The 25,075-nt window shown below is 62.6% G+C and carries 25 protein-coding genes; 15 read left to right on the top strand and 10 right to left on the bottom strand.

Features of this window, described 5'->3' with window-relative positions; genetic code table 11:
- Position 1: 1 nt before the first annotated feature.
- From nth to fdxA, 4 genes are all read right to left on the bottom strand, one after another.
- A complete protein-coding gene (nth, locus tag VFF99_RS01030) occupies positions 2-652 on the bottom strand; it encodes an endonuclease III (RefSeq protein WP_325014165.1) in 651 nt (216 codons plus the stop codon).
- A complete protein-coding gene (gene rsxB, locus VFF99_RS01025; protein WP_325014163.1) occupies positions 649-1,431 on the bottom strand; it encodes an electron transport complex subunit RsxB in 783 nt (260 codons plus the stop codon). The genes nth and rsxB overlap by 4 nt, the downstream gene beginning before the upstream one ends.
- Positions 1,432-1,541: 110 nt before the next feature.
- A complete protein-coding gene (locus tag VFF99_RS01020) occupies positions 1,542-2,777 on the bottom strand; it encodes a polyhydroxyalkanoate depolymerase (RefSeq protein ID WP_325014161.1) in 1,236 nt (411 codons plus the stop codon).
- 791 nt (positions 2,778-3,568) lie between these two features.
- The gene (fdxA, locus tag VFF99_RS01015; protein ID WP_325014159.1) at positions 3,569-3,892 is read right to left on the bottom strand and encodes a ferredoxin FdxA; all 324 of its coding nucleotides are present in this window, start codon (positions 3,890-3,892) and stop codon (positions 3,569-3,571) included.
- A 352-nt stretch (positions 3,893-4,244) separates the two neighbouring features.
- Between fdxA and VFF99_RS01010 the strand changes: the two genes are divergently transcribed.
- The 4 genes from VFF99_RS01010 (at position 4,245) to VFF99_RS00995 (ending at position 7,671) form a co-directional block, all read left to right on the top strand.
- A complete protein-coding gene (locus tag VFF99_RS01010; RefSeq protein ID WP_325014156.1) occupies positions 4,245-4,907 on the top strand; it encodes a lactate utilization protein C in 663 nt (220 codons plus the stop codon).
- A 75-nt stretch (positions 4,908-4,982) separates the two neighbouring features.
- Positions 4,983-6,392, top strand: a complete 1,410-nt coding sequence (locus tag VFF99_RS01005; RefSeq protein WP_414691487.1) for a sodium:proton antiporter — start codon at positions 4,983-4,985, stop codon at positions 6,390-6,392.
- Positions 6,393-6,396: 4 nt separating this feature from the next.
- Positions 6,397-7,383, top strand: coding sequence for a D-glycerate dehydrogenase (locus tag VFF99_RS01000; RefSeq protein ID WP_325014154.1), 987 nt, complete (start codon positions 6,397-6,399; stop codon positions 7,381-7,383).
- A gap of 3 nt (positions 7,384-7,386) precedes the next feature.
- Positions 7,387-7,671: a polyhydroxyalkanoic acid system family protein gene (locus VFF99_RS00995; protein ID WP_325014152.1), complete on the top strand. Its 285-nt coding sequence runs from the start codon at positions 7,387-7,389 to the stop codon at positions 7,669-7,671.
- A gap of 50 nt (positions 7,672-7,721) precedes the next feature.
- Here VFF99_RS00995 and VFF99_RS00990 read toward each other — a convergent pair whose 3' ends face one another.
- Complete coding sequence (locus tag VFF99_RS00990; RefSeq protein WP_325014149.1) at positions 7,722-7,976, bottom strand: acyl-CoA-binding protein; 255 nt, start codon at positions 7,974-7,976, stop codon at positions 7,722-7,724.
- 123 nt (positions 7,977-8,099) lie between these two features.
- Here VFF99_RS00990 and VFF99_RS00985 point away from each other — a divergent pair, with 123 nt between their 5' ends.
- Entirely contained in the window at positions 8,100-9,551 is a 1,452-nt protein-coding gene (locus VFF99_RS00985; RefSeq protein WP_325014147.1) for a wax ester/triacylglycerol synthase family O-acyltransferase, read from the top strand.
- Here VFF99_RS00985 and VFF99_RS00980 read toward each other — a convergent pair whose 3' ends face one another.
- The 3 genes from VFF99_RS00980 to VFF99_RS00970 all read right to left on the bottom strand — a co-directional run bounded on the left by VFF99_RS00980 (position 9,552) and on the right by VFF99_RS00970 (position 10,581).
- On the bottom strand, positions 9,552-9,758 hold the full coding sequence (locus VFF99_RS00980; protein WP_325014146.1) for a hypothetical protein: 207 nt from the start codon (positions 9,756-9,758) through the stop codon (positions 9,552-9,554).
- 106 nt (positions 9,759-9,864) lie between these two features.
- Positions 9,865-10,221: an FKBP-type peptidyl-prolyl cis-trans isomerase gene (locus VFF99_RS00975; protein ID WP_325014144.1), complete on the bottom strand. Its 357-nt coding sequence runs from the start codon at positions 10,219-10,221 to the stop codon at positions 9,865-9,867.
- Between the two features lie 51 nt (positions 10,222-10,272).
- Positions 10,273-10,581 carry a hypothetical protein gene (locus VFF99_RS00970; protein WP_325014142.1) on the bottom strand — a complete coding sequence of 103 codons (309 nt, stop codon included), beginning with the start codon at positions 10,579-10,581 and terminating at the stop codon, positions 10,273-10,275.
- Between the two features lie 113 nt (positions 10,582-10,694).
- Here VFF99_RS00970 and VFF99_RS00965 point away from each other — a divergent pair, with 113 nt between their 5' ends.
- Together VFF99_RS00965 and VFF99_RS00960 are read left to right on the top strand one after the other, a co-directional pair.
- Positions 10,695-11,531: an EI24 domain-containing protein gene (locus tag VFF99_RS00965; protein ID WP_325014140.1), complete on the top strand. Its 837-nt coding sequence runs from the start codon at positions 10,695-10,697 to the stop codon at positions 11,529-11,531.
- A gap of 55 nt (positions 11,532-11,586) precedes the next feature.
- Complete coding sequence (locus VFF99_RS00960; RefSeq protein WP_325014138.1) at positions 11,587-12,384, top strand: competence/damage-inducible protein A; 798 nt, start codon at positions 11,587-11,589, stop codon at positions 12,382-12,384.
- A gap of 5 nt (positions 12,385-12,389) precedes the next feature.
- Here VFF99_RS00960 and VFF99_RS00955 read toward each other — a convergent pair whose 3' ends face one another.
- Positions 12,390-13,502 carry an ABC transporter ATP-binding protein gene (locus VFF99_RS00955; RefSeq protein WP_325014136.1) on the bottom strand — a complete coding sequence of 371 codons (1,113 nt, stop codon included), beginning with the start codon at positions 13,500-13,502 and terminating at the stop codon, positions 12,390-12,392.
- A 105-nt stretch (positions 13,503-13,607) separates the two neighbouring features.
- Here VFF99_RS00955 and VFF99_RS00950 point away from each other — a divergent pair, with 105 nt between their 5' ends.
- Positions 13,608-15,260 carry an iron ABC transporter permease gene (locus tag VFF99_RS00950; RefSeq protein WP_325014135.1) on the top strand — a complete coding sequence of 551 codons (1,653 nt, stop codon included), beginning with the start codon at positions 13,608-13,610 and terminating at the stop codon, positions 15,258-15,260.
- An 87-nt stretch (positions 15,261-15,347) separates the two neighbouring features.
- On the opposite strand, the gene phaP is transcribed toward VFF99_RS00950, so the two are convergent.
- The gene (gene phaP / locus VFF99_RS00945) at positions 15,348-15,911 is read right to left on the bottom strand and encodes a TIGR01841 family phasin (RefSeq protein ID WP_325014133.1); all 564 of its coding nucleotides are present in this window, start codon (positions 15,909-15,911) and stop codon (positions 15,348-15,350) included.
- Positions 15,912-16,168: 257 nt separating this feature from the next.
- Here phaP and VFF99_RS00940 point away from each other — a divergent pair, with 257 nt between their 5' ends.
- The 7 genes from VFF99_RS00940 to VFF99_RS00910 form a co-directional block, all read left to right on the top strand.
- Positions 16,169-17,071 carry a histone deacetylase gene (locus VFF99_RS00940; RefSeq protein WP_325014131.1) on the top strand — a complete coding sequence of 301 codons (903 nt, stop codon included), beginning with the start codon at positions 16,169-16,171 and terminating at the stop codon, positions 17,069-17,071.
- A complete protein-coding gene (locus VFF99_RS00935; RefSeq protein ID WP_414691486.1) occupies positions 17,068-17,991 on the top strand; it encodes a DMT family transporter in 924 nt (307 codons plus the stop codon). Before VFF99_RS00940 ends, VFF99_RS00935 begins: the two co-directional genes overlap by 4 nt.
- A 3-nt stretch (positions 17,992-17,994) precedes the next feature.
- Positions 17,995-18,426 carry a thioesterase family protein gene (locus VFF99_RS00930; protein WP_325014128.1) on the top strand — a complete coding sequence of 144 codons (432 nt, stop codon included), beginning with the start codon at positions 17,995-17,997 and terminating at the stop codon, positions 18,424-18,426.
- A 2-nt stretch (positions 18,427-18,428) separates the two neighbouring features.
- Positions 18,429-19,124, top strand: a complete 696-nt coding sequence (locus VFF99_RS00925; RefSeq protein ID WP_325014127.1) for a nitroreductase — start codon at positions 18,429-18,431, stop codon at positions 19,122-19,124.
- Between the two features lie 190 nt (positions 19,125-19,314).
- Positions 19,315-20,454 (top strand): D-alanyl-D-alanine endopeptidase, encoded by a 1,140-nt coding sequence (gene pbpG, locus VFF99_RS00920; protein ID WP_325014125.1) that lies wholly within the window; start codon positions 19,315-19,317, stop codon positions 20,452-20,454.
- A 321-nt stretch (positions 20,455-20,775) separates the two neighbouring features.
- A complete protein-coding gene (locus VFF99_RS00915) occupies positions 20,776-22,101 on the top strand; it encodes a response regulator (RefSeq protein WP_325014123.1) in 1,326 nt (441 codons plus the stop codon).
- A gap of 332 nt (positions 22,102-22,433) precedes the next feature.
- The coding region (locus tag VFF99_RS00910; protein WP_325014121.1) for a HAMP domain-containing protein at positions 22,434-25,075 on the top strand (2,642 nt) is incomplete at its 3' end.

The raw sequence follows: 25,075 nt of genomic DNA, 5'->3' as shown, positions 1-25,075 counted from the left end.
TTTATACGCCCTTGTCCGGCAGGGGCGTCTTGTCCCGGTATTCGCACAGGTCCTGGATGATGCAGTTCCAGCACTGCGGCTTGCGCGCGATGCAGGTATAGCGTCCGTGCAGGATCAGCCAGTGATGGGCGTCGTGCCGGAATTCCTGCGGCACCACCTTCAGCAGCTTTTGCTCGACCGCGTCGACGTCCTTGCCCGGCGCAATGCCGGTGCGGTTGGATACCCGGAAGATGTGGGTGTCGACCGCAATGGTCGGTTCCCCGAACGCGGAGTTCAGCACCACATTGGCGGTCTTGCGCCCGACACCGGGCAGGGCTTGCAGCGCTTCGCGGGAACGGGGCACCTCGCCGCCGTGCTGTTCCATCAGGATGCGGCAGGTTTCGATGACGTTCTTCGCCTTCGTGCGATACAGGCCGATGGTGCGGATGTATTCCTCCAGGCCCTCCACGCCCAGCGCGTAGAGCTTGGCGGGGGTGTTGGCCACCGGGTAGAGTTGGCGGGTGGCCTTGTTCACCGACACGTCGGTTGCCTGCGCCGAGAGGATGACGGCGATCAGCAGCTCGAAAGGCGTCGTGTATTCGAGTTCGGTGGTCGGATGCGGGTTGGCCTGCCGGAAGCGGCTAAAGATCTCGATGCGTTTTTCGGCATTCATTGCGGGTCTTTTTGCTGTTCGAGCTTCTGATTGATTTCTTCAATCTGCTTTTGCACCGAACGCGACACATCGCCCATCCCGGTCGCGCCCGCCGCTTGCGCGGCCATCTGTTCCTTCTTCAGGCGGGCGCGCTCCATGGCCGCCTGGATGATCGCCCGCTTGCGTTCCGCGGCAGCCTTTTCCTCCGGCGACAGCAGGGCTTCGGCTTCGACGGCCTTCAGCTTCGCGGCAGCCTTTGCCGCCAGGCGCGCATCGTTTTCTTCCTTCTCGCGGCGCAGGCGCGCAATGCGGAACTGATGCCGCTCGCGCGCGGCGTCCGCCTGTTCCTGCGACCATGCATCCCAGCCCGTCCTTCCCGGCGTAACGTCCACCATCGCGATGCAGTCGACCGGGCAGGGGGCGACGCAGAGGTCGCAGCCCGTGCACAGCGAATTGACCACGGTATGCATCTGCTTGGCGGCGCCGACGATCGCGTCCACCGGACAGGCCTGGATGCAGAGCGTGCAGCCGATGCACAGCGTCTCGTCGATCACCGCGACCGGACGCGCACGTTCGAGGCCATTGACGGGATTGAGCGGAATGGCCGGTTTGCCCAGCAGCCCCGCCAGCCGCGCGACGCCTTCCGCGCCGCCGGGCGGGCACTGGTTGTAGTTGGCGCTAGCGTCGGCCACGGCCTCGGCATAGGGCCGGCAGGCGGGATAGCCGCACTTCGTGCATTGCGTCTGGGGCAGGAGATCTTCGATCCGGTCGGCCAGCGTTTTGGCGGGAATGGAGGACACAGCAGGGCTTTGCGGGAAAAAACAGAATTATCCCGGCAAACGGCCTCTTCTTCAAATAAAAAAGCCGTTCCCCGGCCGGGGAACGGCTTTGTCTTACACCGGTGGTGATATCAGGAATGTGCGACGATGAATTCGCCGATCTTCGGGCACACGATCTCGCGCCAGCGGCGGCCCGAGAAAATGCCGTAGTGGCCGGCGCCCGGCACCGTGAAGTGCTGCTTCTTGGACTTCGGGATGCTCTTGCAGAGATCATGCGCGGCTTCGGTCTGGCCGGCGCCGGAGATGTCGTCCAGTTCGCCTTCGATGGTGAACAGGGCGACGGTCTTGATGTCCTGCGGACGCACCGGCTTGCCTTCCACTTCCCAGGTGCCCATCGGGAGCTGGAATTCCTGGAACACGATCTTGATCGTCTCGAGGTAGTACTCGGCCGGCATGTCGAGCACGGCGTTGTACTCGTCGTAGAACTTGCGATGCTCTTCGGCGGACTCCTGATCGCCGGCACGCAGGTGCATGTAGAAGTCCCAGTGGCTCTGCGCATGGCGGCCCGGGTTCATCGCGATGAAGCCGGCATGCTGCAGGAAGCCCGGATAGACCTTGCGGCCAAAGCCCGGATAGTTGGGCGGCACGCTGTAGATCACACGGTTCTCGAACCAGGAGTAGGGGTGCTTGGTCGCGAGGTTGTTCACTTCCGTGGGCGACTTGCGCGGGTCGATCGGTCCGCCCATCATGGTCATCGTCTTCGGCAGCATCGGGTCGTTGTCCGTGGCCATCAGCGAGATCGCTGCGAGGACCGGCACGGTCGGCTGGCAGACGGAGATCACATGCAGGTCCGGGCCGAGGCGGCGGATGAACTCCTGCACGTAGTAAATGTAGTCGTGCAGGTGGAACGGGCCTTCCGCGGTGGGCACCATGCGCGCATCGGTCCAGTCGGTGACGTACACGTCATGCTTGGACAGCAGTGTGCGGACGGTATCGCGCAGCAGCGTCGAATGGTGGCCGGACAGCGGCGCGACGACCAGCACGGTGGGCTGCTTCAGCTCGGCGAGCTTCTTGTCACTCATGTCCTTCTTGAAGTGGATCAGCCGGCAGAAAGGTTTTTGTACAGCGACTTCTTCGAACACGCCGACGGACTTGCCTTCGACGGGAACGGTCTTGATACCGAACTCGGGCTTTTCATAATCCTTGCCGAGCCGGTACATCAATTCGTAGCCGGCCGCGATGCGTTGCGCGAACGGCGTATGTGCGAGGGGCGAGACCGGGTTCGTGAACAGCTTGGCAGAAGCTTCCGCCCATTGGATGAGCGGGTTCAGGAAGGTGCGGTTCAGCTCGTGAAATTGGTAAAGCATAGTGGCCTCTTTCAGGTAGTACCGGTGTCGCTAGATTCTGCAGATAAATGTTTCTTGCTGCAATGCATCAAAGGCAATTTTCGATCTTTCCGCACAAAAATAAATCGCGCGTTCGCAACACTTATTAGGGAACCTGTAAAGTTCCTCGAAAACACGACTTTTGCGCCAGATCAATTGCAACAACATAACACAAACTCGTTTACGCCCGGAAAGAAAGCTTTGGTACCGCTAAGCACGCCCGCTTTCTATATGGGGCCGATTTCCTCTGCAACAGCGGCCTTCTCCCACCAGCGAAAAGGCGCGCACAACATCCCCGAGCCGGGGCTTCCGGCGTATACATCTCATCGGGAATGGCAACCGATTTTGCTCTTCTGACAATTCCGGGCGTTTGGATTTATCCCGCAATCGTCGCCTGCCTGTCTGGGGAGAAAAGGAGCATAAAGTGTGCCGATGCCCCAAGATCCGGCACATGAAGCGTTTGAAATGGTGCTATGCAGCGTAAGCCGCCTGAAAGGATGCGCCGCTGGCGGGCGGGGCAGGTTTGTTTTGTAATTCTTACGCGCTCAAGTGGGTGGCGCACGGAAGATATTTTCAAGCAAGCCTTGTCCCGGTTCGGAACGTGTACACATTTCGCCGGATATCTGTCGGTCGTGGTACGACACCGGAGGACAGTGTCCAAGGCGCCCCCACACTTTCAGCAGGGGAACCTGGAAACGCTTGTGGCTTGCGTGATGTGCGGGGCGGGAGGGAGGAGGAGGGCCCGTGCCGGCGGGCGGCGGTGCCCGGCGCCTTTACTTCGCGAGTTCGTTCAGCTTGTCCTTGACGTCTTTCCACTCATCGGCGTCAGGCAGCGGGTCCTTGGTTTTGGTGATCGACGGCCACTTGCGCGCCAGCTCGACGTTCAGCTTGATGAAGTGCTGCTGGTCCGCCGGCACGTCTTCCTCGGCATAGATGGCGTTCACCGGGCATTCGGCGACACACACTGCGCAATCGATGCACTCATCCGGATCGATCGAAAGAAAATTCGGGCCTTCCCTGAAGCAATCTACCGGGCATACATCGACGCAGTCGGTGTACTTGCAGCGGATGCAGGATTCGGTCACAACGTGAGTCATAACAGTCCTATCTGTGGATTTTTCTGAAACTGGATCTGATTTGAAGCCGGGGTGGCGCAGACGGCCGCGGGGCGCAACCGAAACGGACAACCCGCTGCAAAGCCTTGTATTTTAAGACAAGCGGGTGTTTCTAACAAACCAGACTTATACAGTTTATGAATAAGCAAATGCAGGCCGTGCCATCCGACAGCATGCAGCGGCGCGGCTTGTAAGCGAATCGGCAATGCAACCGTCGGTTTGTGTCCGAGGATGAATAATTTGCGATGCGCATTTGAAATTAAATCAAGCGCGGGTGCGGCGAGGCACTGATCCGATTCCGGTAGACTGCGAACCCAGTCATCAAGGGATCAACATGGACACGTCCGCCGCTCGCAACGCCATCTTCCGCCGCATCCGCCAGGCACAGAACCGCCCCGCCGAACCGACGAAGGCCGAGCTGGATGCGGTGCGCGACTATATTTCCGGACACTCCCGCGGGCCGCGCCCGGCTGTCGGCACCGATCTGCTCACGCATTTCCGGCAACAGGCGGTGCGCATGTCCGATACGGTCGCCGACGTTGCCGATATGGCATCGGTACCCGGCGCAGTCGCGCGCTATCTCGACGAGTTGGGCGTGCCGCGCCATGCCATCGCCTGGCAGACGCTCGACAAGCTGGACTGGAGCCGGGACGGCATGCAGGTGGAATTCCGCCGTCCGCGCAACGAAGACCTGGTCGGCATCACCGGCGTCTTTTGCGCCGTGGCTGAAACGGGCAGCCTGATGCTGATGTCGGGACCGCAGACATGGTCCTCCGCCAGCCTGCTTCCGGAAACGCATATCGCCATCGTTCCGGCCTCGCGCATCGTCGCCCATATGGAAGACGCCTTCGCGCTTGCACGAGAAGAACGCAGCGACATGCCGCGTGCCGTCAACTTCATCTCCGGCCCCTCGCGGACCGGCGACATCGAACAGACCATTGTCCTCGGCGCGCATGGACCGTACCGCGTGCATGTCATTCTGGTACGAGACAGCTGATAGGAGCTGATGGGCGAAAATCGCTCATAGTTTCCAAGCTACAATGTCCGTCCTCCAACAAAACCGAGACGAGAAGTGAAAAACAGGATCCTTGTCGGCCTGACCGGTGTTGCGTCAGCGCTCCTTCCGACCCTTGCCCGCGCGGCGGATATCGACGGCAGCCTGATGTCCGGCTGGTGGGGGCTGCCCTTCGCCGGCCTGTTGCTCTCGATCGCGCTTTTCCCCTTGTTTGCGCCGGTGTTCTGGCATCATCACTTCGGCAAGGTGACGCTGGCATGGGCGCTCGCTTTCCTGCTGCCCTTTGCCGCTTTCTTCGGTCCGCAGGCGGCGGCCGGCGGCACTGTCCATGCATTCGTGGCCGAATACATTCCGTTCATCATCCTGCTGACCGCGCTGTTCGTCGTGGCCGGCGGTATCTGCGTGCGCGGCGAGCTGCACGGCACGCCGGCGCTGAATACCGGGCTGCTGGCGCTGGGCACGCTGCTGGCCAGCGTGATGGGGACCACCGGCGCATCCATGCTCTTGATCCGTCCGGTCATCCGCGCCAACAGCAACCGCAAGAACGCGGTCCACGTTGTCGTCTTCTTCATTTTCCTGGTGTCGAATGCCGGCGGTTCCCTGACGCCGCTCGGCGATCCGCCCCTGTTCCTCGGCTTCCTGAAGGGCGTCGGCTTCTTCTGGACGCTTACGAATATCTTCCCGGAGACGCTGTTCCTGTGCGCCGCGCTGCACGCCATTTTCTATGTGCTCGACCGGCATTACTACAACAAGGAGTTCGGTGCGCCGATAGGATCCGCGCCGCTCGGTTCCATCCGCTTCGAAGGGAAGTCCAATTTCTTCCTGCTCGCCGCCATCGTCGGCCTGGTGCTGATGAGCGGCCTCTGGAAGCCGGGTGTTTCCTTTGGCGTATTGGGCACCGAAGTCGAACTGCAGAACCTGATGCGCGACCTGCTGCTGGGCGCGGTGATCTTCGTCTCGCTGAGGCTTACACCCAGGGAAGCGCGCCAGGGGAATGAATTCTCCTGGGGCCCGATCCAGGAAGTCGCCAAACTGTTCGCCGGCATCTTCATCACCATCATCCCGGTCATCGCCATGCTGCGCGCAGGCGAGGCGGGTGCGTTCTCCGCCGTCGTTCGCGCGGTGACCGACGGCAACGGGCAGCCGATCAACGCCATGTACTTCTGGGCCACGGGCCTGCTTTCGTCCTTCCTCGATAATGCGCCGACCTATCTGGTATTCTTCAATACAGCCGGCGGCGAGCCGGCCGTACTGACGACCACACTCGCAAGCACCCTGGCTGCGATTTCCTGCGGCGCGGTGTTCATGGGCGCGAACTCCTATATCGGCAACGCGCCCAACCTGATGGTGAAGGCCATCGCGGAAGAGCGCGGCATCAAGATGCCATCCTTCTTCGGCTACATGGCCTGGTCGTGTGCGGTGCTCGTTCCGCTGTTTGTCGTGATGACCCTCATCTTCTTCATGTGACGCGATGGAAAAAGCCAAGGTACTTGTGACACGCGCGGTGTTTCCCGATGTGATCGGACAACTCGAACAGTACTTCGAGGTCGAGGCGAACCAGGACGACCGCATCCTGTCGCCTGCCGAGCTGGCAGAAAAGGTGCAGGGCAAGGACGGTATCTTCACCACGCCGAGCGAACGCATCACCGCCGAGGTGCTCGCCGCCAACCCGTCGCTCAAGGCGGTGTGCAACATGGCCGTGGGCTTCAACAACATCGACATCGCCGCCGCCACGCAAGCCGGGATCATGGTGACCAACACGCCGGATGTGCTGAACGAAACCACGGCCGACTTCGCGTGGGCGCTGCTGCTGGCCACTGCCCGCCGGGTGACGGAATCGGAGCACTGGCTGCGTGCCGGCAAGTGGCAGAAATGGCGCTACGATACTTTCCTTGGCGCCGACGTGCACGGGGCGACGCTGGGTGTCCTCGGCATGGGCCGTATCGGACAGGCAATCGCGAGGCGTTCGATGGGCTTCGACATGAAGGTCATCTACCATAACCGCACGCGCCTGGAGCCAGCCCTGGAAGCCCGCGCCAACAACGCGCAGTACGTGGGGAAGGAAGAACTGCTGCGCAGCGCCGACCACCTGATCCTGGCGCTGCCGTATTCGCCGCAGGTCCATCACATCGTCGGCGCCGTCGAGCTGGCGATGATGAAACCGAGCGCGACGCTGGTCAACATCGCGCGCGGCGGCATCGTCGACGACGCGGCGCTGATCGTCGCCCTGCGCGCGGGCCGACTCGCTGCCGCCGGGCTCGACGTGTTCGAGAACGAGCCGGCATTCGACCCGGCCTTCCTGACGCTGTCCAACGTCGTCCTGACGCCGCACATCGCCAGCGCCTCCGAGCCGACGCGGCGCGCGATGGCGAACTGCGCCGCAGCCAACCTCATCGCTGCGTTGACTGGCAGCAATCCTCCGAATATCCTTAATCCCGAGGTTTTGACCAAGGGATAAGGCATGGCCGATATCAGAATCACCCAGGCACACAAGCTGCCGCACAAGAAGGCGAAGGCCGCCGCGCAAAAGGTGGCCGACCAGATCGCCGAAGAGTACGAGATGAACGCCGAATGGGAAGGCGACGTGCTCAAGTTCAAGCGCAGCGGCGTAAGCGGCAAGCTCACGGTGTCGGACTCGGAGGCGCACATCGAGATCAGCCTCGGCTTCCTGTTCAAGGCCTTCGCGCCCACCATTGAGCAAAAGGTCGCCGCCAAAATGAAAAAGGTGTTCGGCGCAAAAGCCTGAACACCTTCCTCGCAATCCTGCCGGCTTCGGATGATTTCTGCCGGCTTCCTTCAGCCCTTCAGGCCGTTGATCAGATCGATGTATTGCTGCATGGCGTCGTCACGCGACGTGCCCTTGAGCGCATCCCACGCATCGTACTTCGCGCGGCCGACCATGTCGGTGAAACCCGGGCGCTTGCCGTCGACATCGCCCGTGCTGGCCTGCTTGAAGAGGGCGTAGATCTTCAGCAGGGTCATGTTGTCCGGACGCTCCGGAAGGTTCTTCGAATCGGCGACTGCCTGGTCGAATTGACTTTGCAGGCTCATGCTTTTCTCCTGTCAGATGCTGTGTTAGTGTCGTGGGAAATGTGCTGGTCGAATGCACAAGATGCCGACCAAAATAACATAGAAAAAACAGCCGAAGAAGAAAAGCTCTAGAGGGGATTCTCGATGTTGTCCGAAGCCGTGCCGGCCCTGCGCCGCGAAAAGATGTCCACCGTCGATACCGCCTGGCTGCGCATGGATTCAGACGGCAACCTGATGATGATCGTCGCCGTGCTGATGTTCGACAGGCCCCTCGACATGCAGCGCTTCCGCCGCGCGATGGAGACGCGCTTCCTCAAGTACAGCCGCTTTCGCAGCCGCGTCACCCGCGACATGACGGGCAGCGCGTGGTGGCAGCAGGAAGAGATCGACCTCGATTACCACATCGTCCGCTCCAGTCTTCCGGACGCAGGCCGCGACGGCAACAAGAAGGCGCTCGAGCGCATGGTCGCCGAACTGTCCGGCACGCCGCTCGATTTCTCCAGACCGCTGTGGCAGATGCATATCGTCGACAACTGCGTCGGAGAGGACGGCAAGACGCGCCAGGGCGTGATCATCCGCATCCACCACTGCATCGCCGATGGCATGGCGCTGGTCGGGGTGCTGCTGTCGATGTTCGACAGGACGCCCGAAGGCGCGGACGAAGAGCAGGAAGAACCGCTCCTGCCGGAAGAGGACAATCCGTGGCTGGACCTGATGCGTCCGGTCACCAAGACCACCATCACCGCAATCAACCTGTCCACCGCGCTATGGACGAAGACCATGTGGATGATGGCCGACTCCAACAAGCTGCCCGGCAGGATGGCGGACATGGGCGGCATGGCCGGACGTTTGACCCTGGATGCGGTCAAGCTGATGGCGATGCCCGACGATTCGCGCACGCGCCTGAAAGGTGCGCCGCGCGGCGCCAAGCATGTGGCCTGGAGCGAGCCCTTGCCGCTGGATGAGATCAAGGTGGTCGGCAAGGCGCTCGGCGGTTCGGTCAACGACGTGCTGATGGCCAGTGTTGCCGGCGCCATCGGCGCCTACCTGCGCGACAAGGGCGACACGGTGCCGGCCGATACCGAGCTGCGCGCGATGGTGCCGGTCAACCTGCGCAAGGCGGGCAAGGAGCAGAAACTGGGCAATGCGTTCGGACTGGTGCCGCTGGTCCTGCCGGTGGGGATCGAAGATCCGGTCGCGCGCCTGAACGAAGTGCGCCGGCGAATGGACGAACTGAAGGGTGGCTACCAGGCGCTGGTGGCGATGGCGGTGCTGGGCGTGCTGGGCGCTACGCCCAAACAGATGCAGAACGAAATCCAGAACTATTTCGCCAGGAAGGCCACCGCGGTCATGAGCAATGTACCCGGTCCGCAGGCGCCGCTTTACCTGGCCGGCAGCAAGCTGGACCAGATCATGTTCTGGGTGCCGCAATCCGGCGACATCGGGGTGGGGGTATCGATCCTGAGCTACAACGGCGGCGTGCAGTTCGGCCTCGTGACCGACGATGCGATCGCGAGCGACCCGCACGAAATCATCAAGCGCTTCGCGCCGGAATTCGAAAAGCTGGTCTTGCTGGCATTGATGTCGGACTGGTGATCAGTCCTCGTCATCGTCCCCGCCGATCACCGCGCCGCCGACGGCTGTCACGCCCTTGACGGCAAGCGAACCCGCGGTCACGCCGACACTGACTGCGGTGCCCGCGACGGTCGCCGCGGCACCCGCCACACTGATCACTGCACAACCGGAAGTGGATACGAGGATCGCTGCGCAGACTGCAGCGAGAAGGAATTGTTTCTTGAACATGAAGCCTGGAGCGGGTGTTGAACGGTCCAGTGCCGCATGGAAACGGCACCGGCGTTCATCGTAACACTGCTCCAGGGAAGCTGGATTCCCGCAGGAAAAATAAAACTCAGACGCCCAACAGTTCCACTTCGAAGATCAGGGTCGCGTTCGGCGGAATGACGCCACCCGCGCCGCGCGCGCCGTAGCCCAGCGATGCCGGAATGATCAGCTTGCGCACGCCGCCGACTTTCATTCCCTGCACGCCTTCATCCCATCCCTTGATTACATGGCCGGCGCCCAGCGGGAAATCGAAGGGATCGTTGCGATCCTTGCTGGAGTCGAACTTGCGGCCGGCGCTGCCGTCCGGATTCTGCAGCCAGCCCGTGTAATGCACGCTCACGTGCTGGCCGGCTTTTGCTTCTTCGCCGGTGCCGACGTTGATGTCTTCGTATTGCAGGCCGGAGGCCGTCATGGTGGTGGACATGTTTTTCCTTTATTGACTGGTTGACACGAGCAGCATTTTAGCAGCCGGGCGTCACAGCAGTCGGATAGTGAGAGCGCGCACCACAATCGATTCCTGTCTGAAACCTTGCTCGAGCCTTTGCCGAAAGGTCGGCCACCACGCCTCGTCGATGTTGTCGGCCATGACCTCGTACACCACGAGATCATCGCGCACGGTAGCGCCGTCCTGCTCCTGCCACAGCCCGTGCGCCGGCGAGCGGGAGTGGGCGGTCAAGCCGCCGAAGCGGGCGATCAATTCATCGCGCACCTGTCCGAATAGCGCCTGCGGCTGCGCGTTGCCATCGTTGTCGTAAAGCGGCAGGAAGATCTGGATGAGGAACATGCCGGTTTAGACATTGCGCCGGCATGAAAGCGCCACTGCGCGTTATCATCGCGTTCACCCCATGACAAACCGCAAATGAATCGGATGAAACATCTTGCAAGGAGGCCGCGTTGATGCGGCCGGTACTGGTCGCCTTCGGGCGCGCCGTATTGTCGCAACTGCATTTCCGGATGCTGTTGCTGACCGTCATGCCCTTCGTCGTGTCGGTGGCGATCTGGGGCGTGCTGCTGTGGCTCGGGCTGCAGCCGATGATCGACTGGCTGCACGCCTGGTTCCAGGCGAGCGACGGCTTCGGCGTGGCGGCCGATGTGCTCGACTGGTTCGGGCTTGGCAACCTTGCCATCGTGCTCGTGCCGTTCATCGCCATGTGGGTGCTGCTGCCGTTGATGATCCTGACCGCATTGATCTTCGTCGGCGTGCTCGCCATGCCCATGATCGTGCGCCATGTCGGCGGCCGCCATTATCCGGATGTCGAAAAGCGGCGTGGCGGCAGTCTCGCCGGCAGTCTGTGGATCGCGACCTATTCCTTCATCGTGTTCATCGTGCTATGGCTGCTGACGCTGCCCTTGTCCTTCTTCCCGCCGCTGACCTTCGTCATCCAGCCGGCGCTGTGGGGATGGCTGACTTATCGCGTGATGGCCTACGATGCCCTCGCCGAGCATGCGGACGCGCAGGAAATCCGCGAGCTCATGCGCATCCATCGCTGGCCGCTGCTGTCGATCGGCGCCGTCGCCGGTGCGATGGGCGCGGCGCCGACCTTGCTCTGGCTGGGCGGCGCGCTGTCGGTGGTGTTCTTTCCGCTGCTGGCCGCGGGCGCGATCTGGCTCTATGTGCTGGTCTTCGTGTTCACCGGACTGTGGTTCCAGCATTACTGCCTGGAAGCGCTCGCCGCGCATCGCGCCGTCGCCCTCGCGCCGGTCGCCGGGCCGCGCATCAAGGACATCAACTGAACAGCCGGATTCTTCGCGCTGCGGCATAATGCGCTTTTGCCAATCGGGACCATCCATGGCCATCGGACTGATTATCATCGGCGACGAAATCCTCTCCGGCAAGCGGACAGACAAGCATTTCCCCAAGGTGGTGGAACTGCTTGCGGCGCGCGGCCTGCAACTCTCCTGGGCGGAGTACGTGGGCGACGACCGCGAGCGCATCACCGCCGTGCTCAAGCGCAGTTTCGCGAGCGACGACATCGTGTTTTCCTGCGGCGGCATCGGCGCCACGCCCGACGACCATACCCGCCAGTGCGCAGCGGCGGCACTCGGTGTGCCGCTGGAACTGCATCCCGAAGCGAAGCTGAGGATCCAGGAGCGGATCGCCGACGTCGCGCGCGAAGAAGGGCGGCAGCCGGATCTCGACGCGGCGGAAAACGCGCACCGCCTCAAGATGGGCGAATTCCCGCAAGGCGCCTCCATCATCCCCAACCCGTACAACAAGATTCCCGGCTTCGCGGTCCACCATGGGGCCGGCGCGCATTATTTCGTGCCGGGCTTTCCCGTCATGGCGTGGCCCATGATCGAATGGGCGCTCGATACTTACCATTCCCACCTGTTCCGCAAGGTCGCGCGGCTGGAGAAAGCGGTGCTGGTATTCGGCCAGGCCGAGTCGACGCTCACGCCGATGATGGAGGCGATCGAGGCCGAGTTCCCGCAGGTGAAAGTGTTCAGCCTGCCAAGCGTGGGCGATGCGACGATACGCCGCCACATCGAACTGGGTGTGAAGGGCGAGCCGGCACAGGTGGAAGCTGCGTTTGCCCGCATGCTGGAAGGGCTCGACCGCTTCCAGGCCGAGTACCAGCCCGTCTGATCGCGTCAGCTGCCGGAGGCCTGGCCTTCTGCCGGGAAGGTCACGACGTGGTCAGCGCCCAGGCGGATGCCGATCTTCTCGCCGATCGCATGGTTGTGATGGGAGGGGACGAGGGCAAGCAGCATCTGTCCGCTCGGCAGCCTCAAGGTATACAGGAACTCCGCACCGCGGAATGCCTTGCGCACCACCTCGGCCTGCAGCGGGCTGCCGTCGTCGTGGATCACGTCGTCGGCGCGCAGCAGCACGTCGACCTGGTGCGCATCCTTCTGGTCCGTGTCGCAGACATCCACGCCCTGCCACAGCGGCAGGGTGCCCAGTTCAATGTTTACCTGCTGGTTCGGCAGATCAATGATGCCGGGGGTGAAGACGCCCTGGCCGATGAAGTCCGCAACGAAGCGGTTGCCGGGCTTGTGGTACAAGTTGTACGCGGTATCCCATTGCACGATCTCGCCGTTCTGCATCACCCCGATGTGGTCGGCGATGGCGAAGGCTTCGTGCTGGTCGTGCGTCACGAGCACGGCGGTGGTGCCGAGTTCCTTCAGGATGTCGCGCACTTCCAGCGCCAGGCGCTCGCGCAGGTCGACGTCGAGGTTGGAGAACGGTTCGTCCAGCAACAGCAGGTCCGGCCGTGGTGCGAGGGCGCGTGCCAGCGCCACCCGCTGCTGCTGCCCGCCCGACAGCTCATGCGGGTAGAGTCGGGCATGCGATCCCAGGCCGACCAGGGACAGCAGCTTGTCGACGCGCGCCTTGCGCTCGGCCATCGTCAGCTTGCGCAGACCGAATGCGATGTTGTCCCAGACCGACAGGTGCGGGAACAAGGCATAGTCCTGGAACACCACGCCCACCTGGCGGGTCTCCGGAGAAGCGGTAAAGCCGGTCCGGCTCAGTTCCCGGCCGCCCAGCGAGATGCGACCGCCCAGCAGCGACTCGAAGCCGGCGATTGCCCGCAGCACGGTCGTCTTGCCGCAGCCGGATGGACCCAGCAGGCAGCCGATCTCGCCGCGCGCCAGCGCGAAGGTCAGACCATGCACGATCTCCTGGACATGCCGGCCGACCGGATACCCGACCTTGATGGACTCGACGTTCAAATGGCGGTGAAGCGGGAACGGTGCATTCATGGGCGGTGCTGTATGCGGTGTGGGGTGCTATTAATTGCATGAGCGTAATTCGATATTGATTATAATTCTCATTCACAGAAACCGTACACCATATAGTGGAATTCCATGCGTAATCCCCCATTGCGCCCTTGCCATTGGTGCAAGGGCAGCAGCCAGGTATTGCTGATCGCATCGCTTGCGGTCGCGATCCTGGTGGGCGTGCCCATCCTCGGCGTCCTGTCGAATCTGCTGGCAGGCGCGGACGCGGGGACGGGGGCGACCTTCGCCCATCTCTGGTCCACGGTCCTTCCGGAATATGTGCTCAACAGCCTGGCCATTGCCGCGATCGTCGCCGTGCTTGCTGGCGCAGGCGGGGTAGGGTGCGCCTGGCTGGTCGCGGTGTTCGAGTTTCCGGGCAAGCGGATCTTCGAATGGGCGCTGGTCCTGCCTCTGGCGATGCCGGCCTATGTGGTCGCCTATGCGTACACCGACTTCCTGCAGTTTTCCGGCCCGGTGCAGTCGACCCTGCGCGCGGCCTTCGGCTGGCAGGCGGGCGATTACTGGTTCCCGCAGATCCGCTCGGTCGGCGGCGCGGGCATCCTGTTCGCGATGGTCCTGTATCCGTACGTCTACCTGCTCGCCCGCAACGCCTTCCTGGAGCGCAGCCCGCGCATGTGGGATGCGGCGCGCACGCTCGGCCTCGGGCCGTGGCGCGCCTTCGTGAAGGTCAGCCTGCCGCTGGCGCGGCCGGCCGCGGTCGCCGGGATTGCGCTGGCCCTGATGGAAACGCTGGCCGACTACGGCGCGGTCGCCTATTTCGGCGTGCCGACGCTCACGACCGGTATCTACAAGTCCTGGTACACCTTCTCCGACCGCACGGCGGCCGCGCAACTGGCCGCGGTGCTGCTGCTCGCGGTCACGGTGCTGATGCTCCTCGAGCAGAAAAGCCGCGGGCGTGCACGCTATTACGCGGTAGGCAGCCGCACGAAGATGCAATTGCCCATGCCCTTGCGCGGATCGCGCGGTTGGGGTGCGACGCTGTTCTGCGCGGTGCCGGTGCTGCTCGGGTTCGTGATCCCGTTGGCGATCCTGCTGCGGCTCATGCTGCGCGAAGACGAGGTTGCATTCAGTGCGCGTTATGTGGAATGGTTGAACAACAGTGTGCTGCTTGCCGGCGTCACGGCCTTCATCGCTGTCCTGATCTGCATCCTGCTTGCATATGCCGCACGCGTGACGAAAAGCGGACTGCAGGCGGCATGCAACCGGGTGGTCAGCATGGGATACGCAGTGCCGGGCGCTGTCATTGCCGTCGGCATCCTGATCCCGCTATCCCGGCTCGATGCCTGGAGCGCCGAACGCGGCGTCGGTTTCCTGCTGACCGGCAGCGTTGTGGCGCTGGTCTATGCCTATCTTGTCCGCTTCCTCGCCGTGTCCTACCAGAGCGTGCAGGCGGGGCTGTTGAAGATCACGCCGAGCATGGACGCCAGTGCCCGCACACTGGGCCACGGCCTTGGCGCGATGCTGCTGCGCGTGCATGCGCCCCTGCTGTGGCGCAGCGTGCTGACCGCCGGCCTGCTCGTGTTCGTGGATGTGGTGAAGGAATTGCCGGCAACGCTGACGGTACGCCCCTTCAATTTCGATACGCTGGCCGTGATCACGCACCAGCTCGCCTCGGACGAGCGCCTCGGCGAGGCCGCGCTGCCGGCGTTCACCATCGTGATGATTGCCTTCGTCCCGGTGATCGTGCTGGCGCGCGCAATTGCGAAGGGAAGCCGCTAGGCAAAAAAAATGCCCTGGAGTCCAGGGCATTCGAAGCGGTACCTGAAGAGGAGGAAACTTGGGTACCGGAGCTTTACTGCAGCAAGCTTACTTCTTGGCGGCGCGGGTGGCCTTCGGCGCTGCCTGGGTGAACTGGCCGACCGCGGTGTTCAGGTTGGCTTCCAGGGTTTCGACAGCCTGCTTGGCGGACTTGCTCAGCTGCTCGTAGCCGGCGTTGGCATTGCCGATCGCGGTCTTCAGCACGGCAACGGCGTTCTCGGAGCCGGCCGGCGCATTCTTCGACACTTCTTCCACCAGTTCCAGCACCTTGCGGCTGGTCTCGGCGATCTGTGCTTCGGCAGCCTTGGTAAATTCAGCCTGCACGCCGGAAGCGATGCCTGCAAGGTGGCGGCCGTAGGCCAGTGCCTTTTCGGCGTTCGGCTGCGCTTGCGCGGCGGCCAGGGTCAGCCACTCTTGCGCGTCCTTGGCGGCCAGGAATTGCTTGGCGGCGGCGCTGGACTCTTCCAGGGAAGCCTTCGCCACGTTCAGGTTCAGGTCGACAACCTTTTCCACGCCTTCGAATGCCTTGTTGGTCAGGGCGGAGAGCAGGGACAACTGCGCTTCGAAATTGGCTTTGGACGCAGCGGAGAATTGCTCGGGAATTGCAAACATGTTCGGCTCCTAAAGAGGACAGTGATTGGTCAACAAACGGGACGACGCATCCACCATGTTTCTTTTGTGCGTCGCAACAATTCGTATTTTAAGGAGAAATTTTGCCGTGTCAACAATTTTTGTTGCGGAGCACCAAAAAGCCGCATCTGCGTCAAATTATTGATTTATAGAACTAATTTTTGTCGAGCCGTGTAAATTTTTGTTGCATTGCGGTGCATGTTAGACTCATTCCTCCGCACCTTACGCAAGCGTCAATCGTGAAAGCCTTCTACAGCGACCATTTTGTGCTGCCGCTCCCCGAGGGCCACCGGTTCCCGATGCAGAAATACCGGCTCGTGCGGGAAGGGGCGGTGAGGGCGGTGCCGGCGCTCGAGGTGCACGAAGCCCCGGCTGCAACCGACGGCGTGCTGGCCCTGGCGCACCATCCCGACTATATTCACCGCGTATCCGCCGGGCTCCTCGCGCCGGCGGAACAGAAGGCCATCGGCTTCCCGTGGTCGCCCCAGATGGTGGAACGCTCTCGCCGTTCAACGGGGGCGACGATCGCCGCCTGCCGCGCAGCGTTCGATGCCGGTGTCGCCGCCAACCTCGCCGGCGGCACGCATCACGCGTATGCCGACAAGGGCGAAGGATTCTGCATATTCAACGATTCCGCGATCGCCGCCAGGCTGATGCAGGCCGAGCGCAAGGCGCGCCGCGTGGCCATCGTGGATTTGGATGTGCACCAGGGGAACGGCACCGCATCCATCCTCGCGCGCGACGACTCCGTCTTCACGCTCTCGCTGCATGCCGAGAACAACTTTCCGTTCTCGAAAGAGTGCAGCGACCTCGACGTCGCCCTCCCGGACGGCACCGGCGACGACGCTTACCTCGCCGCACTGGGGCAGGCCTTGTCCGCCATGTTCGAGCGCTTCATGCCCGACCTCATCATTTATCTCGCCGGTGCCGATCCGCACGAGGGCGACCGCCTCGGCCGGCTCAAACTGTCGATGGACGGCCTGGCCGCGCGCGACCGTCTCGTGCTCGGCCATGCGCAGCGGCGCGGCATCCCGGTCGCGGTGACGATGGCGGGCGGTTACGGCAAGAACATCCAAGACACTGTGGCCGTGCATGTCCAGACTATCGGCATCGCCGCCACCTATTGCCGAGATCACGCATGACCGCTGCCGCACGCGCCACCCGAACCGGTTCCCGGGTTGAAGAACATCGCCCGCAAAGCCCCTGGATGTCTTCCATGCCTTTTGTCTTTGTGCTCATCTGGAGCACGGGCTTCATCGTCGCCAAGTTCGGCCTGCCGTATGCCGAGCCGCTGACCTTTCTGCTGCTGCGTTTTGCCGGCGTGCTGATCGTCCTGCTGCCGCTGGTGTGGCTGATGAAGGCGCCGTGGCCGGTGGGCAGGATGGGGCACATCGCGGTGGCCGGCGTGCTGGTCCAGGCCGGCTATCTCGCCGGCGTGTGGTGTGCGATCAAGATCGGCATGCCGGCCGGGCTGACTGCGCTGATCGTCGGCTTGCAGCCGATATTGACGGCGTTCGCCGCGCCGCTGGTCGGCGAGCGGGTGCGCGGCCGGCAGTGGATCGGGCTGGTGTTCGGCATTTGCGGCGTCGCGCTGGTGGTTGCCAACAAGATTTCCGCGGCCGGCTTATCATGGCAGAGCATTGCGCTGACCGTCTTCGCGCTGCTCTCGATCACCGTGGGCACCCTGTACCAGAAACGCTATTGCCCCAGCTTCGACCTGCGCACCGGAACGGTCATCCAGTTTGCCGCCTCCATCGCGGTGGTGTTGCCGTTCGCGATCGCATTCGAGAATTTGGATGCCGGCCTGGGCAATGTGCAATGGACGCCGAACTTCATCGGCGCCTTGCTGTGGTCTATCCTCGCGCTATCGATCGGCGCGATCTTCCTGCTGTTCGCGCTCATCCGCAAGAGCGCGGCGACACAGGTGACCAGCCTGCTTTATCTGACCCCGCCGACGACGGCTGTCATGGCGTGGGTGATGTTCGGGGAGGCGTTCAGCATCGTGGGCATGCTCGGCATGGTGCTGGCCGTCATTGGAGTGGCTCTTGTAGTGAGAAAGTGAACAATGCGACCGGAAGCGAAGAAACGCAGTGACTTCAAACATTTCCATGCCATTACCACGCGGTGGATGGACAACGATGCCTACGGACACGTCAACAATGTCGTGTACTACAGCTGGTTCGATACGGTGGTGAATCAGTTCCTGGTCGCCAGCGGTGTGCTCGACATCGAGCACGGCAAGGTGATCGGGCTGGTGATCGAGACCCAGTGCAACTACTTTGCCTCGGTTGCCTTTCCTGAGCCCGTCACCGCCGGCCTGCGCGTGACGAAGCTCGGCAATTCCAGCGTGCGCTACGAAGTCGGCATCTTCCGCGAGGGCGAAGAATCGGCATCGGCACAGGGTCACTTCGTCCACGTCTATGTCGACCGCGAGTCGCGCCGTCCGGCCGCCATTCCGGAACCGATGCGCGCGGTTCTGCAAGCCATCGCGGTCTGAACATGATCGAATCCAGCGAACAAAAGTTTGTCGACGCGGCCATCACCTCGCGCCGCTCGATCCGTGCCTTCCTGCCGACCCCCGTCGCCCGCGAGGATATCGAGGCCATCCTCGACGTCGCATCGCGCGCGCCTTCCGGCACCAATTGCCAGCCCTGGAAAGTGTACGTGCTGACCGGGGCGGCCAGGGAGAGGCTGTCCGGCGAGATCCTGCGGGCCCACAACGATCCCTGCGCGGCCAAGGAGCATACCGAGGAGTACGCCTACTATCCGCGCGAGTGGGTCGCGCCCTACATCGACCGCCGCCGCAAGGTCGGCTGGGACCTCTACACCCTGCTCGGCCTGAGCCGCGACAACAAGGCCGGCATGCATGCCCAGCACGGCCGCAACTACCGCTTCTTCGATGCGCCGGTCGGCATGATCTTCACCATCGACCGCGTCCTGGAGACGGGCTCGTGGCTGGACTACGGCATGTTCCTGCAGAACATCATGGTGGCCGCGCGCGGACGCGGCCTCGATACCTGCCCGCAGGCCGCATTCACCCGGTACCACAGGATCATTGCGAAGGAACTGGCGCTGCCGGAAAACGAAATGGTCGTCTGCGGCATGTCGCTCGGCTTTGCCGATCCGGACAAGATTGAAAACAGCCTGGTGACGGAGCGCGTGCCCGTCTCGGCATTCACCAAGTTCGTCGAATAAGACCCGCCGCCTCCCCCGCCTTGCAGCCTTTGATGGGTTGCAGGGCGGAACCCTCCATTGCGAAAACTCAATTATCGATAAGAAAATTGTTTAATTTCATGCGCTAACTACCTAATTCGCTTGCCGAATTTCACTTTTTTGCTAGACTGCAAGATATAATGCCGGCTTGCAAGAATTAGGGAGAGTGCAGATGCTCAGGTCAGCGCTGGGAATCGTATTGACGTGTGTAGCGTTGGCCGTGGCGGCCCCTGCATCGCAGGCGGCGACCGGCGGGAAGTCGGCCAAGTCGACCAAGGCGGCCAAGTCCGCCAAGTCGACGAAGAAGGCCTCCCCCCGGAAAGCAAAAGCAACTACCCAGCGCCGTTCTGCACCCTCGGCCGCCAAGGCCACCTCCAAGTCGAAGACGGTAGCCAGGCGCGCAACGCCGGAAAAGAAATCCGCTGCCGTTGCCCAGCCCAAGGCCGCGTTCCAGCGTGCTTCCTTTGCTCCTTCTGCCCCTGCCGCCGGTCCGGTCCTGACCGCGGGCGATATGGCCGGCCTGCACCAGACGCGCGACCCGCTGGCGCTGAAATCCAACGCCGCCTTCGTGATCGACCAGGCGACATCCCAGGTCCTGTTTGAAAAGAATGCCAGTTTTTCCCTTCCCATCGCTTCGCTGACCAAGCTGATGACCGCCCTGATCGTGGTCGAGGCGCGTCAGAACATGGATGAAGTGCTGGAAGTGACCTCCGATGACATTGACCGCGAGAAGAACAGCAGCTCGCGCCTGCGCGTGGGCTCGCAGATGACGCGCGCGAACATGCTGCACATCGCGCTGATGAGTTCCGAGAACCGCGCCGCGTCCGCGCTTGGCCGCCATTATCCCGGCGGGCTGCCGGCCTTCGTCGCGGCGATGAATGCCAAGGCAAGGGCTCTGGGCATGAAGGATACGCATTTCGTCGATTCCACCGGCCTCTCCAGCCACAACGTCGCCAGCGCGCGCGACCTCGCCAAGCTGGTGGTGGCGGCCTACCAGTATCCGGTCATCCGCGATTATTCGACCCATCCGCGCTACGCGGTGAATGCCGGCGGATACCAGTTGAATTACATGAATTCCAACCGGCTCGTCATGAACCCCGGCTGGGAGATCGGCCTGCAGAAAACCGGCTATATCGCCGAGGCCGGACGCTGCCTGGTCATGCAGGCGCGCATCGAAGGCCGGCCGGTGGTCATGGTCTTCCTGGATTCGAAGGGCAAGGATTCCCGACTGGCCGACGCGGGCCGGATCCGGAAATGGCTGGAAATATCCAGACCGCAGGCCGCGCAACACGCTGCCGCACATCAAGGTTGATCTTTCTCAACGGCGCGACACACTCGGCGGAACATGATGTGTTGCCGTCGTGCACGCTAAAGCGTTGTACATAGGCCGGCTGTGCAGGCACTGCGCAGCCGGCTTCGCTTATCTGTGATACATTGAAACGAAACGCCCGGGACGCGTGCCTGCCGCCGGGCAAGTCAAGACGGGAGGCGGACAGGCGGCATTAACAGCCTTCCGGCAATCAGCAACAGTCAAAGCGGCCTACGGGCCCCCAGCAGCGCGCGTCAGGACGCAGCAATTGCGCGAGGGGCGGCAACCGGGCCGCTTTTTTTCAGCCTAGACCGAAACAGAGCCGTGTTTACACCCAAAGTCCTGCTGGTCAACGACGACGCCGCAAGCCTGCTCGCCCTCGCGAGCCTGCTTGACATGGACGGAAGCGGCTACAAGGTCATGACCGCGCGTTCCGGCGAGGAGGCATTGCGGCATGTCCTCAACAATGACTTCGCCGTCATCCTGCTCGATGTCAGCATGCCGGGCATGGATGGTTTCGAGACGGCGGAGGCGATCCACTCCCATCCGCGTTCCGCGTCGGTCCCGATCATTTTCATCACCGCCCATTACGCGGACGAGATGAACCGGCTCAAGGCTTACCAGAAGGGCGCGGTGGACTACCTGTTCACGCCCATCATCCCGCAGATCCTCCAGACCAAGGTATCGGTGTTCGTCGAACTGGCGCGCAACAACCTCCAGCTGCAGCGCCAGAAGCTGGAGCTGGAAAAGCTGAACCGCGACCTCCAGGAACAGCGCAAGCAGGATCTCGACCACATCAACGAGCGCCGGCAGGCGGAAGAAGCGCTGCGCCAGTCGCAGGAAGAACTGCGCGAGCTGGCCAGCTACCAGGAGCGGATCAAGGAAGACGAGCGCAAGCGCATCGCGCGCGAGATCCACGACGAGCTGGGGCAGAACCTCCTCGCGCTGCGGATCGATATCGCGATGCTGCACGCGCGTACCGGCAGCACCCATCCCAAGCTCAACAAGAAGGTCCATGCGGTGCTGGAGCACATCGACAGCACCATGAAGGCGATGCGGGCGATCATCAACAACCTGCGCCCGACCGTGCTCGACCTCGGCCTGAATGCGGCGATCGAATGGCAGGTCAAGGAATTCCAGCGCCGCACCGGCATCGCCTGCGAACTGGTGATGCCCGAAGCGGAAGTGGTGGTCGACGACAACCGCGCCACCGCCCTGTTCCGCATCCTCCAGGAATCGCTCAACAACGTGTTTCGCCATGCGCGCGCGACGCGCACGCGGATCGAGTTGCACAAGACCGGCGACCGGCTTCTCATGTCGGTCGCCGACAACGGTGTCGGCATTTTCCCCGGCTGCCGGCGCAAGGCAAATTCATTCGGGCTGGTCGGCATCAAGGAGCGCATCAGCAACCTCGGCGGCGAATTGTCCATCGAGACCGCACCGGAGTCGGGCACGGCGCTGACCATCTCCGTCCCCCTGCCGCCGGCCGAGATCAATGGCGCGGCCAAGCGACTCGACGGCGAGGGCAGCGTCCCCGTCATCATGGACCGCAGGGCATCGGACAACCTGAAAAAGGCTGCCGCCTCGCCCAAACGTCCGCTTGCGGCGCGACGTGGCAAGCCGCTTCCTGTCGATACTCCACACGAGTGAGCAACGCCTGCCGCGTTGCATCCCTGCAAAGCGGTTTGAGAATTCTCAAGAGTCTGTTCGGTAGCTCGAGCAGGGCTATTTCCCTTTATTGCCCGCGCATGGCGTTTAGACCACAATAGCCCTTGAATTTCTTTTTGGAAATAGCTATTTGAAACGCTTTCGCCCGGCGTCCTTTTCTGCGTAAATAATCGTTCGGATCCACGGAAAATCGGCACTCATCCGCGCGGCACCGTGCCGCGGCGGCAGGGGTGCCGTGTGCGCTCCGGCCGGATGGCGACGGCGGACAGGTTCTTAAATATAGCGACTGATGAAATCGCAGATGGAGACTCATGATGGACACCAGGACAGAGTTAAGGGATGAACTGGACGCCAAGCTTTTGCTGGGCGTGCTGACAGCCCTGAAGAAGGGGGACTTTTCGACGCGCATGCCGTCGGACCTGACGGGGGTGGCCGGCAAGATTGCCGACACCTTGAACGACATCATGGAAGCCAACGAGCAGCTGACCCGCGAGATGACCGAGGTCAGCCGCGTGGTAGGCCGCGAGGGTCGCCTGACCCAGCGCGCGTCGGTGCCGAGCGCGGCCGGCGGATGGGCCACCATCGTCAAGTCCGTCAACACCCTGATCGACGACCTCGTGCGGCCCACGACCGAGATGGCGCGCGTGATCGGCGCGGTGGCGAAGGGCGACTTGTCGCAGACCATGGCACTCGACGTCGACGGCCGGCCCCTCAAGGGCCAGTTCCTGCGTGCCGCGTCCACTGCAAATACGATGGTGGACCAGCTTTCCTCCTTCGCCTCGGAAGTGACGCGCGTGGCGCGCGAAGTGGGTACCGAGGGCAAGCTGGGCGGACAGGCGAACGTGCCGGGCGTGGCGGGTACCTGGAAGGATCTGACCGACTCGGTGAACTCGATGGCGGGCAACCTGACCTCGCAGGTGCGTAACATCGCGGACGTGACGACCGCCGTGGCGAACGGCGACTTGTCCAAGAAGATCACCGTGGACGTGCGCGGCGAGATTCTGCAGCTGAAGGACACCATCAATACCATGGTGGACCAGCTGCGTTCGTTTGCATCGGAAGTGACGCGCGTGGCCCGTGAGGTGGGTACCGAGGGCAAGCTCGGCGGCCAGGCCTACGTGCCCGGCGTGGGCGGCACATGGAAAGACCTGACCGACAACGTGAACTTCATGGCGTCCAACCTGACCGGGCAGGTGCGCAACATCGCGGAGGTGACCACTGCCGTGGCAAACGGCGACCTCTCGAAGAAGATTACCGCGGACGCCAAGGGTGAAATTCTCCAGCTGAAAGACACCATCAACACCATGGTGGACCAGCTTTCCTCCTTCGCATCGGAAGTGACGCGCGTGGCGCGCGAAGTGGGCACCGAAGGCAAGCTGGGCGGCCAGGCGCAGGTGAAAGGCGTGGCAGGTACCTGGAAAGACCTGACCGACTCGGTGAACTCGATGGCGGGTAACCTGACCGGCCAGGTGCGAAACATCGCCGACGTGACCACCGCGGTGGCCAACGGCGACCTGTCGAAGAAGATCACGGTGGACGTGAAGGGCGAGATTCTCGAACTGAAAAACACCATCAACACCATGGTGGACCAGCTCTCCTCGTTCGCATCGGAAGTGACGCGCGTGGCGCGCGAAGTGGGTACCGAGGGCAAGCTGGGCGGCCAGGCGCAGGTGAAGGGCGTGGGCGGCACCTGGAAAGACCTGACCGACAATGTGAACTTCATGGCGTCCAACCTGACGGGCCAGGTGCGTAACATCGCGGAAGTGACCACTGCCGTGGCGCGTGGCGACCTGTCCAAGAAGATCACGGTGGACGTGAAGGGCGAGATTCTCGAACTGAAAGACACCATCAACGTGATGGTGGACCAGCTTTCCTCCTTCGCCTCGGAAGTGACGCGCGTGGCGCGTGAAGTGGGTACCGAAGGCAAGCTGGGCGGACAGGCGAACGTGCCGGGCGTGGCGGGTACCTGGAAGGACTTGACCGACTCGGTGAACTCGATGGCCGGTAACCTCACCGGCCAGGTGCGCAACATTGCAGACGTGACCACCGCCGTGGCAAACGGCGACTTGTCGAAGAAGATTACCGCAGACGCCAAGGGCGAGATTCTTGAACTCAAGAACACCATCAACGTGATGGTGGACCAGCTCAATGCATTTGCATCGGAAGTTACCCGCGTGGCCCGTGAAGTGGGTACCGAAGGCAAGCTCGGCGGACAGGCGAACGTGCCCGGCGTGGCGGGCACCTGGAAGGACTTGACCGACTCGGTGAACTCGATGGCGGGCAACCTCACCGCGCAGGTGCGTAACATCGCGGACGTGACCACCGCGGTGGCAAACGGCGACTTGTCGAAGAAGATTACCGTGGACGTGCGCGGCGAAATCTTCGAACTTAAGAACACCATCAACGTGATGGTGGACCAGCTGAACTCGTTCGCATCGGAAGTGACGCGCGTGGCGCGCGAGGTGGGTACCGAAGGCAAACTGGGCGGACAGGCGCATGTGAAGGGCGTCGGCGGTACCTGGAAAGACCTGACCGACAACGTGAACTTCATGGCCTCCAACCTTACCGGCCAGGTGCGTAACATCGCGGAAGTGACCACCGCCGTGGCGCGCGGCGACCTGTCGAAGAAGATTACCGCGGACGCCAAGGGCGAGATTCTCGAACTGAAGAACACCATCAACGTGATGGTGGACCAGCTTTCCTCGTTCGCCTCGGAAGTGACGCGTGTGGCACGCGAAGTGGGCACCGAAGGCAAACTGGGCGGCCAGGCGAACGTGCCAGGCGTGGCGGGTACCTGGAAGGATCTGACCGACTCGGTGAACTCGATGGCGGGCAACCTGACCTCGCAGGTGCGTAACATCGCGGACGTGACCACCGCCGTGGCGAACGGCGACTTGTCCAAGAAGATCACCGTGGACGTGCGCGGCGAGATTCTGCAGCTGAAGGACACCATCAA

It is taken from the genome of Noviherbaspirillum sp. (assembly GCF_035654295.1).
GTDB lineage: Bacteria > Pseudomonadota > Gammaproteobacteria > Burkholderiales > Burkholderiaceae_D > Noviherbaspirillum.
The sequence above is the reverse complement of the archived record's forward strand: the minus strand, read 5'-3'. Positions and strand labels throughout refer to the sequence as shown.

Coding starts and splice junctions, on each gene's coding strand:
- nth (WP_325014165.1), bottom strand. CDS start 652: ATGAATGCCGAAAAACGCATCGAGATCTTTAGCCGCTTCCGGCAGGCC.
- VFF99_RS01020 (WP_325014161.1), bottom strand. CDS start 2,777: ATGCTTTACCAATTTCACGAGCTGAACCGCACCTTCCTGAACCCGCTC.
- fdxA (WP_325014159.1), bottom strand. CDS start 3,892: ATGACTCACGTTGTGACCGAATCCTGCATCCGCTGCAAGTACACCGAC.
- VFF99_RS01010 (WP_325014156.1), top strand. CDS start 4,245: ATGGACACGTCCGCCGCTCGCAACGCCATCTTCCGCCGCATCCGCCAG.
- VFF99_RS01000 (WP_325014154.1), top strand. CDS start 6,397: ATGGAAAAAGCCAAGGTACTTGTGACACGCGCGGTGTTTCCCGATGTG.
- VFF99_RS00995 (WP_325014152.1), top strand. CDS start 7,387: ATGGCCGATATCAGAATCACCCAGGCACACAAGCTGCCGCACAAGAAG.
- VFF99_RS00990 (WP_325014149.1), bottom strand. CDS start 7,976: ATGAGCCTGCAAAGTCAATTCGACCAGGCAGTCGCCGATTCGAAGAAC.
- VFF99_RS00985 (WP_325014147.1), top strand. CDS start 8,100: ATGTTGTCCGAAGCCGTGCCGGCCCTGCGCCGCGAAAAGATGTCCACC.
- VFF99_RS00980 (WP_325014146.1), bottom strand. CDS start 9,758: ATGTTCAAGAAACAATTCCTTCTCGCTGCAGTCTGCGCAGCGATCCTC.
- VFF99_RS00975 (WP_325014144.1), bottom strand. CDS start 10,221: ATGTCCACCACCATGACGGCCTCCGGCCTGCAATACGAAGACATCAAC.
- VFF99_RS00970 (WP_325014142.1), bottom strand. CDS start 10,581: ATGTTCCTCATCCAGATCTTCCTGCCGCTTTACGACAACGATGGCAAC.
- VFF99_RS00965 (WP_325014140.1), top strand. CDS start 10,695: ATGCGGCCGGTACTGGTCGCCTTCGGGCGCGCCGTATTGTCGCAACTG.
- VFF99_RS00960 (WP_325014138.1), top strand. CDS start 11,587: ATGGCCATCGGACTGATTATCATCGGCGACGAAATCCTCTCCGGCAAG.
- VFF99_RS00955 (WP_325014136.1), bottom strand. CDS start 13,502: ATGAATGCACCGTTCCCGCTTCACCGCCATTTGAACGTCGAGTCCATC.
- VFF99_RS00950 (WP_325014135.1), top strand. CDS start 13,608: ATGCGTAATCCCCCATTGCGCCCTTGCCATTGGTGCAAGGGCAGCAGC.
- phaP (WP_325014133.1), bottom strand. CDS start 15,911: ATGTTTGCAATTCCCGAGCAATTCTCCGCTGCGTCCAAAGCCAATTTC.
- VFF99_RS00935 (WP_414691486.1), top strand. CDS start 17,068: ATGACCGCTGCCGCACGCGCCACCCGAACCGGTTCCCGGGTTGAAGAA.
- VFF99_RS00930 (WP_325014128.1), top strand. CDS start 17,995: ATGCGACCGGAAGCGAAGAAACGCAGTGACTTCAAACATTTCCATGCC.
- VFF99_RS00925 (WP_325014127.1), top strand. CDS start 18,429: ATGATCGAATCCAGCGAACAAAAGTTTGTCGACGCGGCCATCACCTCG.
- pbpG (WP_325014125.1), top strand. CDS start 19,315: ATGCTCAGGTCAGCGCTGGGAATCGTATTGACGTGTGTAGCGTTGGCC.